General features: G+C 44.4%; 15 protein-coding genes. All 15 read left to right on the top strand.

Going from position 1 to position 12,472, the window contains the following annotated elements:
* Positions 1-13: 13 nt before the first annotated feature.
* The 15 genes from FS628_RS03365 to FS628_RS03295 all read left to right on the top strand — a co-directional run bounded on the left by FS628_RS03365 (position 14) and on the right by FS628_RS03295 (position 12,463).
* Positions 14-343 carry a TIGR02530 family flagellar biosynthesis protein gene (locus tag FS628_RS03365; protein WP_440131260.1) on the top strand — a complete coding sequence of 110 codons (330 nt, stop codon included), beginning with the start codon at positions 14-16 and terminating at the stop codon, positions 341-343.
* An 81-nt stretch (positions 344-424) separates the two neighbouring features.
* A complete protein-coding gene (flgG, locus tag FS628_RS03360) occupies positions 425-1,240 on the top strand; it encodes a flagellar basal body rod protein FlgG (protein WP_145318904.1) in 816 nt (271 codons plus the stop codon).
* Between the two features lie 66 nt (positions 1,241-1,306).
* Positions 1,307-1,528, top strand: a complete 222-nt coding sequence (locus tag FS628_RS03355) for a flagellar FlbD family protein (protein ID WP_024630220.1) — start codon at positions 1,307-1,309, stop codon at positions 1,526-1,528.
* Entirely contained in the window at positions 1,528-1,986 is a 459-nt protein-coding gene (locus FS628_RS03350) for a flagellar basal body-associated FliL family protein (RefSeq protein WP_145318901.1), read from the top strand. The genes FS628_RS03355 and FS628_RS03350 overlap by 1 nt, the downstream gene beginning before the upstream one ends.
* 40 nt (positions 1,987-2,026) lie before the next feature.
* A complete protein-coding gene (fliM, locus tag FS628_RS03345) occupies positions 2,027-3,025 on the top strand; it encodes a flagellar motor switch protein FliM (protein ID WP_145318898.1) in 999 nt (332 codons plus the stop codon).
* Positions 3,015-4,277: a flagellar motor switch phosphatase FliY gene (gene fliY / locus FS628_RS03340; protein WP_145318895.1), complete on the top strand. Its 1,263-nt coding sequence runs from the start codon at positions 3,015-3,017 to the stop codon at positions 4,275-4,277. Before fliM ends, fliY begins: the two co-directional genes overlap by 11 nt.
* A 28-nt stretch (positions 4,278-4,305) precedes the next feature.
* Positions 4,306-4,671 (top strand): response regulator, encoded by a 366-nt coding sequence (locus FS628_RS03335; protein WP_017689175.1) that lies wholly within the window; start codon positions 4,306-4,308, stop codon positions 4,669-4,671.
* Between the two features lie 11 nt (positions 4,672-4,682).
* Positions 4,683-5,219, top strand: a complete 537-nt coding sequence (locus FS628_RS03330) for a flagellar biosynthetic protein FliO (RefSeq protein WP_186327763.1) — start codon at positions 4,683-4,685, stop codon at positions 5,217-5,219.
* Positions 5,216-5,971, top strand: coding sequence for a flagellar type III secretion system pore protein FliP (fliP, locus tag FS628_RS03325; RefSeq protein ID WP_145318890.1), 756 nt, complete (start codon positions 5,216-5,218; stop codon positions 5,969-5,971). Before FS628_RS03330 ends, fliP begins: the two co-directional genes overlap by 4 nt.
* Before the next feature lie 25 nt (positions 5,972-5,996).
* Positions 5,997-6,266, top strand: coding sequence for a flagellar biosynthesis protein FliQ (gene fliQ, locus FS628_RS03320; protein ID WP_145318887.1), 270 nt, complete (start codon positions 5,997-5,999; stop codon positions 6,264-6,266).
* Positions 6,267-6,276: 10 nt separating this feature from the next.
* A complete protein-coding gene (gene fliR / locus FS628_RS03315) occupies positions 6,277-7,065 on the top strand; it encodes a flagellar biosynthetic protein FliR (RefSeq protein ID WP_145318884.1) in 789 nt (262 codons plus the stop codon).
* Between the two features lie 23 nt (positions 7,066-7,088).
* Positions 7,089-8,171 carry a flagellar biosynthesis protein FlhB gene (flhB, locus tag FS628_RS03310; protein WP_145318880.1) on the top strand — a complete coding sequence of 361 codons (1,083 nt, stop codon included), beginning with the start codon at positions 7,089-7,091 and terminating at the stop codon, positions 8,169-8,171.
* Between the two features lie 25 nt (positions 8,172-8,196).
* Positions 8,197-10,230, top strand: coding sequence for a flagellar biosynthesis protein FlhA (gene flhA, locus FS628_RS03305; RefSeq protein WP_145318877.1), 2,034 nt, complete (start codon positions 8,197-8,199; stop codon positions 10,228-10,230).
* Positions 10,227-11,579 (top strand): flagellar biosynthesis protein FlhF, encoded by a 1,353-nt coding sequence (gene flhF / locus FS628_RS03300; RefSeq protein ID WP_145318875.1) that lies wholly within the window; start codon positions 10,227-10,229, stop codon positions 11,577-11,579. Before flhA ends, flhF begins: the two co-directional genes overlap by 4 nt.
* Positions 11,576-12,463: a MinD/ParA family protein gene (locus FS628_RS03295; protein ID WP_145318872.1), complete on the top strand. Its 888-nt coding sequence runs from the start codon at positions 11,576-11,578 to the stop codon at positions 12,461-12,463. Before flhF ends, FS628_RS03295 begins: the two co-directional genes overlap by 4 nt.
* Positions 12,464-12,472: the final 9 nt, after the last annotated feature.

Genomic DNA, 12,472 nt, shown 5'->3' with positions numbered 1-12,472 from the left:
GATTACGCCAAATATGCTTCAAAGACCCAAAACGGGAGAAGCCTCAGCTGCACCCGAAAAACCTTTTGCAAAGGTGCTTGAAGATAATCTTCTGAAATTGAGCAATCATGCTGCCAAACGTTTGGAACAGCGTGGTATTGAACTCAAAACGGAGCAAATGGAACAGATTGGTTCTGCTTTGGACAAAGCTGCTGCCAAAGGAGCCAAAGAGTCTCTGATTTTGATGCAGGATATGGCTTTTATCGTCAATGTCAAAAATCGTACAGTGGTTACAGCTATGGATAGTGAAAGCATGAAGGATAATGTGTTCACGCAGATTGATAGTGCCGTAATCATTTCTTGACCGGTTGGCCCTTCTCGGGAGCCGGAATGCCGCTGACCGACTGATGCGGTAACCAAATGAAGACTGGGAGGATTTTTAAAAATGTTGAAATCAATGTACTCAGGCGTTTCCGGGATGCGGGGTTTTCAAACCAAACTCGACGTAATTGGTAACAATATTGCGAACGTAAACACCGTTGGCTTCAAAGGCAGTCGGGTTATGTTCAAAGATATTATGAGCCAAACTACCGCAGGTGTTACTGCCCCTGGAGATGAAAACGGTGGTGTGAATGCGAAGCAGATTGGACTAGGTGTTTCTGTAGGTTCAATCGATACCTTGCATTTAGCGGGTAGTCCAATGACGACTAACAATCCGACCGACCTGCGACTTAATGGTGATGGATTTTTCCTCGTAACACTTGGTGGTGAGCAGGAAGTACCCTTTTTGACTCGTGCAGGAGATTTTCATGTGGATGCTAACCGTAACCTGGTTACTTCGGATGGTTTGTTCGTTGTTGATGGTGGTGGGGAACCTATCACACTTGACGAAGCTGTCGTGTCATTTACAATCGGTCAGGATGGCTTCATCAATCAGACGATGGATGACGGAACAACTGAAGCTGGTGCTCAATTGGGCATAGGCAAGGTAACAAACCCTGAGGGTCTCGAAAAAATCGGCGGTAACTTGTATCGCATAACAGCCAATGCTAACGCTGATGGCGCATTCGATATTGTAACTGCTAACAGTACTGAGTTTGGAACAGGTGCCGTCATTGCTGGACAACTCGAGATGTCAAACGTGGATTTGACTAGTGAATTTACAGAGATGATCGTAGCTCAACGTGGATTCCAGGCAAACTCCCGGATTATTACAACGTCGGATGAAGTACTTCAGGAAGTTGTTAACCTGAAACGTTAATAGCTGATTAGTGATTTAAAAACGCGGGGGAGCTTGCTCCTCCCACTCTGATCGAGGGGGCTTAGCATGATTTCGGTTACGCGGTTAAATGGTTCTCCCATGTGGTTAAATGCGCTGATGGTTGAAATTGTCGAAGAGACACCGGACACGTATATTACTCTGGTAACTGGAAAGAGACTGATTGTGCTTGAGAAAGCCGATGAAGTTATTTCCAAAATTAAAGATTACAACCGTGAAATCGGGGTTCAGGCAGCCACTATCAAAGTGCAGCAAACGGAGGAATCCTGATGAAAAAGATGATGCCCTGGCTAGCAACGATGTTGTTAGCAATAACACTCATTGTGGTGGTTGTATTTGTATTTATGCAAGGACAGAATTCGAAGAATGACACACATACTGCTGCAGCTTCTGAACCCAAGAAGATGACTGCGGATGAGATTGTAGAAGTTTCCTCAGAGCTTGGTGAAATTAAAACCAATTTGGCTGATACAGACCATGTTGTAGTCGTCAGCTTTTCATTCAAGTTGTCTGACGTAAAAGCCAAGGAAGATTTTGAGAAAATCAAAGAAATTACGGTGAAGCCTATTATCATTCAGACATTTGCGGATACCAAGTCTGAGGAACTCGCTACAGCGAAGGGCAGAGTACAATTTAATGAGAGATTGACCGGACTTATTAATGAAGCTTTACCTGAAGGCAAGTTGAGCAGCACAAGTTTTTCAGCTTTTGTGATGGCGCCAATGTAAATGAACAGAACACGCTGTAGACCTGTAAGGGGGTGAGAACATGGTGGATGTATTATCACAAAATGAGATTGATGCCCTATTAGCAGCCCTTTCTTCTGGTGAAATGGACGCAGAAGAATTGAAGAAGGAAGAAACTCAGAAGAAAATTAGATCGTACGATTTTAAGCGGGCAGTGCGTTTTTCCAAAGACCATATTCGAAGCTTGACTCGTATTCACGAAAACTTTGCACGCTTTCTCACCACTTATTTTTCAGCCCAACTGCGGACGTTCGTTCAAATCAATGTCGTTCAGGTCGAACAGTTGCCTTATGATGAGTTTATCCGTTCTATTCCTAAGATGACGATATTGAACATTTTTGAAGCGGAGCCACTACAGGGACGAATGGTGATGGAAGTCCATCCCAATGTGGGATATGCAATGTTGGATCGCCTGCTTGGTGGAACCGGAAGTGCTCCGACCAAGATCGCATCGATGACGGAGATTGAGACGACCATCATGGAGCGGATATTCAGCCGTGCGTTTGAGAGTTTGCAGGAAGCATGGAAGACCGTGCTGGATATTTCCCCGAGGATGGAAGCGCTGGAGACGAATCCGCAATTTATGCAAATTGTATCTCCCAATGAGACCATTGCTCTGATCTCGCTCAGTACCAAAATTGGTGACACGACAGGCATGATCAATCTATGTATACCGCATGTCGTTCTTGAACCTATTATGTCACGGTTGTCAACTCATCAGTGGTTTGTTTCGGAGAAGAAAACGAGAGCTCCGGAAGAATATGAAGCTCTACGAGAGCGTGTGAACAAAGCCAAATTACCTGTCGTTGCGGAATTGGGAGAATCCAGAATTTCAATTGCTGAATTTTTGGGTCTGTCTGTTGGTGATGTCATTACATTGAACAAACCAGTTGATGAGGGACTTTCCATTAAAGTGGGTGACAAACTGAAGTACATGGGCAGTCCGGGAACAATCAAGGACCGTGTGGCTGTGCAAATAGACGAGATTGTCACCGAAGGAGTTGAAGAATTTGACGAGTAAGGATTATTTATCCCAGGAAGAAATCGATGCTTTGCTGAGGCAATCAGAGTCGATGAACAGTTCAGAGCCAGCAGAGAAAACGGTTGATGATTATTTGACTGAGCTTGAACAGGATGCCTTGGGGGAGATTGGTAACATTACATTTGGTAGCGCGGCAACAGCTTTGTCCACGCTATTGGGCCTAAAAGTAGATATTACAACACCTAAGGTTTCCATCATTAGTCGAACGCAGTTCGAAGAAGCGTTTCCGAAGCCGCATGTTGCCGTTCATGTGAATTACGTGGATGGATTCGAAGGCATTAACTCACTGGTCATCAAGAAGAGAGATGCTCAAGTCATCGCTGATCTGATGTTGGGTGGGGAAGGAAATCCGGTTGATGAAGAACTGAATGAAATCCATATTAGTGCGGTACAGGAAGCGATGAACCAGATGATGGGTTCCTCCGCTACTTCCATGTCCACGATCTTTAATCGTTTTGTGAATATCTCCCCTCCGGGAATCGATATTCTTAATTTGGAGAGTGGCGAGGGTGTAAGTAATCTTCCAGAAGATGAGACCCTGATTCAAGTTTCATTCCGTTTGTTAATCGGAGACCTGATTGATTCCAATCTGATGCAGTTGCTTCCCGTGCATTTTGCCAAAAACATGGTTGATATGCTGATTGGAGGCGCTCAGGAGTCAACTGCCAGCGCACCAGTGGCATCAACACCTGAACCCGCACCAGCAGCTGTACCAGCAACGCCACCACCGGTTGCGGAGCAACCACCCGTTCAGCAACAGGCTCCACAACAGCCTGCTCAGGACTATAACGGATACGGGCAGGCTCCAATGGGGATGCCGCAAGGAATGCCGCCACAGCAGCCGTATGGCATGCCACCGCAGCAACCTTATGGTGCACCTCAACATTACGGTGGAATGCCAAATAGAAATGTTAACGTACAGCCAGTTCAATTCGCCAATTTACAAAATGGAGCGTATGGTCAGGTAGACGAAAACAATTTGAATTTATTGATGGACATTCCCCTTAAAGTCACCGTAGAATTAGGAAGGACCCAGAAGCAAATTAAAGATATATTGGAACTGTCACAGGGATCAATTGTCGAACTGGATAAGTTGGCCGGTGAACCTGTCGATATTTTGGTGAATAACAAACTGATTGCCAAGGGAGAAGTTGTCGTTATTGACGAAAACTTTGGTGTTCGTGTTATAGATATCGTTAGCCAATGGGACCGAATTCAGAAATTACAATAAGCACAATTTAGGGAGGACTTGAATCAAGATGGCAAACCGAATTTTAGTCGTAGACGACGCTGCATTTATGAGAATGATGATCCGGGACATTTTGTCCAAAAATGGTTATGAGGTTGTTGGTGAGGCACAGGATGGCTCACAAGCAATTGAGAAATTTAAAGAGCTTCGTCCGGATCTGATCACAATGGATATTACTATGCCTGAGATGGATGGCATTGCAGCATTGAAAGAAATCAAGAAGATTGATGCTAACGCAAAAGTGATTATGTGCTCTGCGATGGGTCAACAAGCGATGGTAATTGACGCTATTCAAGCAGGGGCCAAAGATTTCATCGTTAAACCTTTCCAATCTGATCGGGTTATCGAAGCAATTAGCAAGACACTGGGCGTTTAAGAGACATGATGATGGCTCAGGGTGATTTTCCAGAAGGAGCTGGCGCGGGAGCCAATTATTATTTACAGCTTGTATGGGTGATTGTTGTCCTGGCCGTCATCCTGGTCCTTATTGTTTATCTGATCCGTTTTTTAAACAAACGGAATCAGCAAATGTTCCGGCACGGCACAATTCGTACTTTGGGCGGGGTTGGACTGGGACAAAACAAGTCGCTGCAAATTATAGAAATTGGTGGAAGTGTATATCTGCTTGGTGTAGGTGAAGACATCCAGTTGATAGATAAGGTTTCGGATCTGGAAGAGGCGCAAAGAATCATTGAATCATTCGAACGAGATGCTGCTGCTCAACAAGGGAATCTCTCGCCTCTCATTACCAAGCTCGCAAAACGCTTCCGTAAAGATGAACCGCCGCGGGAAATGGAACTGGAGGACACAACTTCTTTTCACGAAATGTTTGAATCCAAACTTCGGCAGATGCCTAACCGTAAAGAGAAGATGGAGAAGCTCCTAGATAAAGACAATACTACAGATCGGTCGAGGGATTCATGAAGAAAAAGATTTGGTTAGCGTGTTTTTTGATGGGACTTATCAGTCTGGCATCGGTCACGGTTGCCTTTGCCGAACCCATTCCGAATATTGATATTCAAATCGGAAATGGTGATGGTGGGACACCAAGCACGAGTTCACTGTCCATTATTCTGTTAATTACGGTGCTTAGTATTGCACCGGCAATGCTAGTGCTGATGACCAGTTTTACTCGGATTGTGATTGTGCTAGGTTTTGTACGTACCTCTTTGGGTACACAGCAAATGCCACCCAATCAGGTGTTAGTCGGTTTAGCGCTATTTCTGACACTTTTCATTATGTCGCCCACGTTGTCTTCCATAAATCAGGTAGCGCTTCAGCCCTACCTTCAGGGAGAACTTACACAAACGGAGGCGCTAGAAAAAGCAGCGGATCCCATAAAGAAATTTATGTTTACTCACACGAGAGAAAAGGATCTATTGCTGTTTATGAAATATAATCAGACTGAACAGCCCGAAACCTATCAGGATATTCCAATTACGGTTATGGTACCGGCATATGTAATCAGTGAGTTGAAGACAGCATTCCAGATGGGGTTTATGATTTTCATTCCGTTTCTGGTTATAGATATTGTTGTCGCGAGTACACTCATGGCAATGGGGATGATGATGCTTCCGCCGGTCATGATTTCATTACCTTTCAAAATACTACTTTTTGTCCTTGTGGACGGGTGGTATCTGGTAGTCAAGTCACTGTTGCTGAGTTTTAACACTTGAGCCGGAAAGTTAAAGGAGGACGGTCATGACTTCGGAATTTATTATCGGTCTGGCCGGGAAAGCGGTATACACTTCATTGCTGGCCAGTGCACCTATGCTTATACTAGCTCTGGTTGTAGGACTTGCAATCAGTATTTTTCAAGCAACCACTCAAATTCAGGAACAAACATTAGCTTTTGTACCCAAGATTGTTGCCGTACTTCTGGCATTACTTTTGTTTGGACCTTGGATCTTGAATATATTAGTCGATTTTACGTACAACATCCTCGATAATCTATACAGATACATAGGGTAGGCTTTAGCAGATGGAGACATTGTTGCAAAGTTTCCCTGTCGCTCTGCTTATGTTTTGTCGAATTACATCATTTTTTGTAACCGCACCGGTGTTCTCAGCTCGAAATGTGCCAACTTCAGTTAAGATTGGTATCTCTGCATTTGTAACATTATCTGTCTATCTGATCTATGGAATAGACCAGACGGTGCCGACAGACCTGAGTTATGTTTTGCTGATCATCAGAGAGATTCTAATTGGTTTGATCTTAGGTTTTGTGGCTTATCTATTGATGACGGCTGTACAGACTGCAGGGACTTTTATCGATCTTCAGATTGGGTTTGGTATGGCCAATGTATTTGATCCGATGACAGGAGCCTCAGCGCCACTTACGGGTAACTTGAAATATGCATTTGCCATGCTACTGTTTCTAACGATGAATGGACACCATTATTTGTTGGACGCGATAGTCTACAGTTACCGGTGGGTTCCGTTATCGAATGTATTTTTCCTACGGTTGGCAGACGGAAGCATTGCTGAATTTTTGGTTCGGACATTAGGGCAATCCTTTATGTTAGCTTTCCAGATGTCGGCTCCGATTGTAGTTGCGTTGTTTTTGACGGATGTGGGTTTGGGTTTTTTGGCCAAAACAGCTCCTCAATTTAATGTATTTGCTGTCGGATTACCGCTTAAGTTACTCGTTGGTCTTGCTATTTTGCTTTTGCTGGTTCCCAGTTTCTCCTTTGTATTTAGTCAATTGTTCGAAGCGATATTTAGATCGATGGAAAAATTGCTTGGAACCATTGGACAAAGGCCGGGCTGAGTGAAACGGAGGATAAGATTCGGATGAAACTTCAACTTGACCTCCAGTTGTTTTCAGGGGAGAAGACGGAGAAAGCTACCCCGAAAAAGAGACAGGATGCACGTAAAAAAGGACAGGTTGTCAAAAGTATGGAGATATCCGGTGCTTCGATTCTCCTGTTCTCGTTTTTGATCTTGACAGTTTTCAGTGATTTTTACAAGGAACGTACAGTTCGACTGTTCACGGATATCTTTATCAATCGGCTGAGTATGGATATTAACAGTGAGAATGTAATGACGCTTATGATGCGTTATGGTATTGAAGTGATGTTACTGCTTGCTCCTGTATTGTTGGGAGCGGTAGTAGTTGCCTTGATCGTTAACTACATGCAGGTTGGTTTTCTTCTTGTGGGCGAAGGATTGAAGCCGAAACTGGAAAAGTTGGATCCGATCAAAGGATTCAAAAATATTTTCTCTATGCGTTCATTGGTTGAGTTTGCTAAGTCCATTTTGAAAATGTCCATTATCGGCTATCTTGTTTACAGCACAATTATTAGCTACCAATCTGATATTGCCTCACTGTCTCACTTTTCATTGGATGCTATTTTACACTTTGCTGCTACCATCACGCTAAGTCTAGGTGTTAAAATTGCTGCTGCACTTATCATACTTGCGATACTCGATTACATGTATCAAAAGTATGATAATGAGAAAAAACTCCGAATGTCCAAGCAAGACATTAAGGATGAGTACAAGAAAATGGAAGGTGATCCGCTGATCAAAGGTAAAATTCGGGAACGCCAGCGTCGTATGGCTATGCAGCGTATGATGCAGGAAGTGCCGAATGCGGATGTAATCATCACGAACCCGACCCACTTTGCGGTTGCGTTAAAGTATGAAGGTTCCGAGATGGAGGCTCCGCAGATTATTGCCAAAGGTCAGGATTATGTCGCCTTGCGTATTAAGGAAATTGCCAAAGAAAACGGTGTTATTACGATGGAAAACAAGCCGCTGGCACGGGCATTGTTCCAGAGAGCCGAGATTGGTGACGCTATACCGGCCGATTTGTTTCAAGCGGTAGCTGAAGTGCTGGCTTATGTATATAAACTAAAGGGCAGAACGAAATAAAAGGGGATCGGAGGCCGTACATTCATTGAAGATTAAAGATATAGCTGTCCTTGCGGGTATCATTGGCATTGTGTTGATGATGATTCTTCCGATCCCGACCTGGCTGTTGGACTTGTTGCTGGTCGTCAATATTTCAATTGCACTAATGATACTCCTTGTTGCCATGAACAGCAAAGAAGCGTTACAGTTTTCTATTTTTCCAGCTTTGCTGCTGATCACTACATTGTTCCGATTGGCTCTGAATATTTCGACGACCAAGCTAATCCTTGGTGAAGGGGATGCCGGAGCTGTAGTTGCTACCTTTGGCAGCTGGATTGCTGGAGGACAAATTGCGATTGGATTTATCGTGTTTTTGATCCTCGTTGTCGTTCAGTTTATCGTTATTACAAAGGGGTCTGAGCGCGTAGCTGAAGTTGCTGCCCGATTCACCCTCGATGCGATGCCTGGTAAACAAATGAGTATTGATGCGGATCTGAATGCGGGTCTGATCAACGAGCAACAAGCTCGTGAGCGTCGTTCCAAAATTGAACGTGAAGCCGATTTCTATGGAGCGATGGATGGAGCAAGTAAATTCGTAAAAGGTGACGCAATTGCAAGTATTATCATCCTCCTGATCAATCTCATTGGTGGATTTATTATCGGTATGACTGTGCATGGGATGGCTTTCGCAGATGCAATGTCAACGTACTCTGTATTGACTATCGGAGATGGATTGGTAAGCCAAATCCCTGCTCTCCTTATTTCCACAGCAGCAGGACTGATCGTCACCAGAGCGTCATCAGAAGGAAACCTGGCAGATGATATTACGGGGCAACTGTTTACATATCCAATACTTATTTATATCGTAGCTTTCGTTATTGCCATGCTCGGTTTCTTCACACCAATTCATGTTATTACTACGCTTCCGTTGGCAGGTGTGTTGGCATATGCCGCGTGGCGTATGCAGAATAATCTGAATTTGAAACAAGTAGCGGAAGAACAGTTGGAAGAAGAACAGCAGATTGAAGAGGTTAGAAGTCCTGAAAGTGTAATTAACCTGCTTCAGGTGGACCCTATTGAGTTTGAATTTGGTTATGGTTTAATCCCGCTTGCTGATAATCAGCAGGGTGGGGACTTATTGGATCGGATCATTATGATTCGGAGGCAGTGTGCTCTTGAACTGGGGTTGGTCGTTCCGGTCATACGGATTCGAGATAATATCCAGCTCAGACCCAATGAGTATGTTATCAAAATCAAGGGTAATGTGGTAGGCGGCGGAGAACTGTTGTTGAATCATTACCTTGCCATGAGTCCTGGTTACGAAGAGGAGTCTGTGACGGGGATTGAAACGACAGAGCCAGCGTTTGGACTTCCGGCTCTGTGGATTGATGAAGTAACTAAGGACAGAGCGGAACTTGCAGGATACACAGTCGTGGATCCACCTTCCGTTGTAGCTACACATCTGACAGAACTGATTAAGAAGCATGCGCATGAGTTGCTTGGAAGACAAGAGACGAAAGCACTTGTCGATAATCTCAGAGAAAACTATTCTGCGCTGGTGGATGAACTGATTCCTTCTCTACTCTCCATTGGTGATGTGCAGAAAGTGCTCGCGAAATTATTGCGTGAGAAAGTATCGATCCGTGACATGGTAACCATCTTTGAGACACTGGCTGACTATGGAACGTATACAAAGGACCCTGATGTGTTGACTGAATATGTCAGACAATCCCTCTCACGTCAGATTACTCAGCAGTTCTCACAAAAAGGTGAGACACTTCGCGTGATCACGGTTGGTCCTGGTCTTGAGAAGAAAATTGCTGAAAGTGTGCAACAATCGGATCAAGGAAGCTATCTTGCGCTAGACCCTGTATCTACACAAAGTGTGTATCAGAAGCTAAGTGAACAAGTGAACCGTTTGATTCAATCGGGGCAGCAACCTGTTGTATTAACTTCTCCAACCATTCGGATGTATCTGCGTCAGGTTATTGAACGTACTATGCAGGACATTCCTGTACTTTCCTACAGCGAGTTGGAGCCGAATGTTGAAATTCAAAGTATCGGGGTGGTGAACTTATGAGAGTAAAACAATACGTTGTTGAGACCATGCCCGAAGCTATGCTTCAAATTCGCAAAGACCTGGGAAGTGATGCCGTCATTCTGTCCACCAAAGAGATTAAGGTGGGCGGTGTGATGGGAATGTTCCGCAAAAAACGGATCGAAGTTGTAGCTGCAGTGGATAAAGAAGAAAACAAGCAAACGACGAAGCCAGTACAAAATCACTTTACACCTGTACCTCGTGCATTTGTACCTGAGGCCTATCGGCAAACAGCTCGTTCGTTTGTTGCGGCTTCTGATGAGTCGACTACAACGAATACAGCTGATCAGAATGCTCAGGAAAAATCTGTGGCTGGGCCGTCTATGTTTGAATCGAGTAATACCGGTCCAAACATAGACAGCGGCTCAGGTTCTTCGAGCACTGATCATAAACCGCGACCGCAAGGGGCGGATTTTTCGGGTTCAACAACTGCCACGAAGCAAACGGGCTCAGATCTCCAGCAGGATAAGTTAATGACTGAATTGCAGGATCTTAAACAAATGGTGACCAAGCTTTCCAAGCAAGGTACTTCTGCGGACCCTGTGCCAGAAGCATTGCACGCAATCAGAGAACGTTTGACAGAACAAGATGTTTGGCCTGAAGTATGGGAATCCTGGTTCGATTCCATCCAAGCAAAATGGTCTGAGGATGGATTGAATGAACAGGAAGCAGCACAAGCGGTAAAGCTTGAGGTCATGCACTTTTTGGAACAACGTATCGAAGAAGGTATTCTACCTACCACTCGAATCGTCTACGTAGCTGGACCAACCGGTGTAGGAAAAACCACGACAATTGCGAAATTAGCTGCTGAACAGATGTTCAAAAAACAGCGTAAAGTTGGATTTATTACATCAGATACGTATCGGATCTCGGCAGTAGAACAGCTTAGAACGTATGCATCCATTCTGAATGTACCACTTGAGGTGGTACAATCGCCCGGTGATACACAGCGTGCCATTTCTCGATTAGAGAATTGTGACTTAATCTTTATGGATACTGCAGGTAGAAACTACAGAAATGAATTACTTGTCTCTGAACTGCAAAGTTTGCTTGCTCCTGTAGAGAATAGTGAAACTTTTCTGGTCATGAGTATGACTTCCAAAAGTGCTGATATGGTTCAGATCACAGAACATTTCAGTAAATATGGTCTGGACAAGGTGATTTTCACCAAAATGGATGAGACCGGAAGCTGTGGTCCGTTATTTAACCTGTTGCATCGTTTTCCACTCAAGCTCGCATATGTGGCAAATGGACAGAATGTTCCAGACGATTTGTTGAAACCGGAAGCAGATTCATTGTCTAAACAGTTGCTGGGAGAATGGACACAATGAAGGACCAGGCAGCCTCACTTCGAAGTATGGTCTCCACGCCATTGGAAATGGAAGGCATTGAGCGAGATATTCGATCCTCCAAAATCATCACTGTGGCCAGTGGTAAGGGAGGTGTTGGGAAATCCAATTTTACACTGAACTTTGCATTGGCATTACAGGCTTTGGGGCAAAAGGTACTTGTGTTTGATGCCGATATTGGAATGGCTAACATCGATGTTCTTATGGGTACGTCCTCATCCTATAATCTGTACCACCTGTTATACCGACAAAAGTCCATAAGAGAGATCATACAACTGGGTGCTAGCGGCTTGCCTTACATTGCTGGAGGATCGGGCATGAAAGAGTTGTTCTCGTTGTCTGATCGTGATCTGGAGTTCTTCGCCAGTCAAGTGGAGGATATCGCTCAGGAAATGGATTATGTGATCTTTGACACCGGGGCAGGGCTTTCCAGAGAGAACATGAGATTTATCGGTGCTGCCGACGAATGCCTGATTATTACCACACCTGAACCGACTTCAATAACCGATGCTTATGCTTTAGTCAAAGTTATGCACGGCCAGGAAAATGCTACACCCTTTCGGATGATCGTTAACCGGGTGGAAGACGAACGGGAAGCGGAACGGGTGGCAGATAAAATAGCAGGAGTGGCAAGGCGGTTTTTGCAGACGGATATTCCGCTACTTGGGTATATTTCAGAAGACGCTCAGGTAGTTAAGGCAGTTAAAAGACAAATGCCCTATAGCCTGGCTTATCCATATAGCAGAGCCTCCAAAGATATAGAGAAACTTGCTCTCCGTTATTTGGCTGTACCTGCAACTCCGGAATCCGGAACCTTGACAGGAATCAGGGGATTTATGAAAAAGTGGCTTAAGCGGACAACATGATTTCTGAAT

Origin of the sequence: Paenibacillus xylanexedens (genome assembly GCF_007676705.1) — a bacterium.
GTDB classification, from domain to species: domain Bacteria; phylum Bacillota; class Bacilli; order Paenibacillales; family Paenibacillaceae; genus Paenibacillus; species Paenibacillus xylanexedens_C.
The sequence above is the reverse complement of the archived record's forward strand: the minus strand, read 5'-3'. Positions and strand labels throughout refer to the sequence as shown.

Coding starts and splice junctions, on each gene's coding strand:
- fliQ (WP_145318887.1), top strand. CDS start 5,997: ATGACTTCGGAATTTATTATCGGTCTGGCCGGGAAAGCGGTATACACT.
- flhB (WP_145318880.1), top strand. CDS start 7,089: ATGAAACTTCAACTTGACCTCCAGTTGTTTTCAGGGGAGAAGACGGAG.
- FS628_RS03350 (WP_145318901.1), top strand. CDS start 1,528: ATGAAAAAGATGATGCCCTGGCTAGCAACGATGTTGTTAGCAATAACA.
- FS628_RS03295 (WP_145318872.1), top strand. CDS start 11,576: ATGAAGGACCAGGCAGCCTCACTTCGAAGTATGGTCTCCACGCCATTG.
- flgG (WP_145318904.1), top strand. CDS start 425: ATGTTGAAATCAATGTACTCAGGCGTTTCCGGGATGCGGGGTTTTCAA.
- fliM (WP_145318898.1), top strand. CDS start 2,027: ATGGTGGATGTATTATCACAAAATGAGATTGATGCCCTATTAGCAGCC.
- FS628_RS03355 (WP_024630220.1), top strand. CDS start 1,307: ATGATTTCGGTTACGCGGTTAAATGGTTCTCCCATGTGGTTAAATGCG.
- FS628_RS03330 (WP_186327763.1), top strand. CDS start 4,683: ATGGCTCAGGGTGATTTTCCAGAAGGAGCTGGCGCGGGAGCCAATTAT.
- FS628_RS03365 (WP_440131260.1), top strand. CDS start 14: ATGCTTCAAAGACCCAAAACGGGAGAAGCCTCAGCTGCACCCGAAAAA.
- flhF (WP_145318875.1), top strand. CDS start 10,227: ATGAGAGTAAAACAATACGTTGTTGAGACCATGCCCGAAGCTATGCTT.
- FS628_RS03335 (WP_017689175.1), top strand. CDS start 4,306: ATGGCAAACCGAATTTTAGTCGTAGACGACGCTGCATTTATGAGAATG.
- fliR (WP_145318884.1), top strand. CDS start 6,277: ATGGAGACATTGTTGCAAAGTTTCCCTGTCGCTCTGCTTATGTTTTGT.
- fliP (WP_145318890.1), top strand. CDS start 5,216: ATGAAGAAAAAGATTTGGTTAGCGTGTTTTTTGATGGGACTTATCAGT.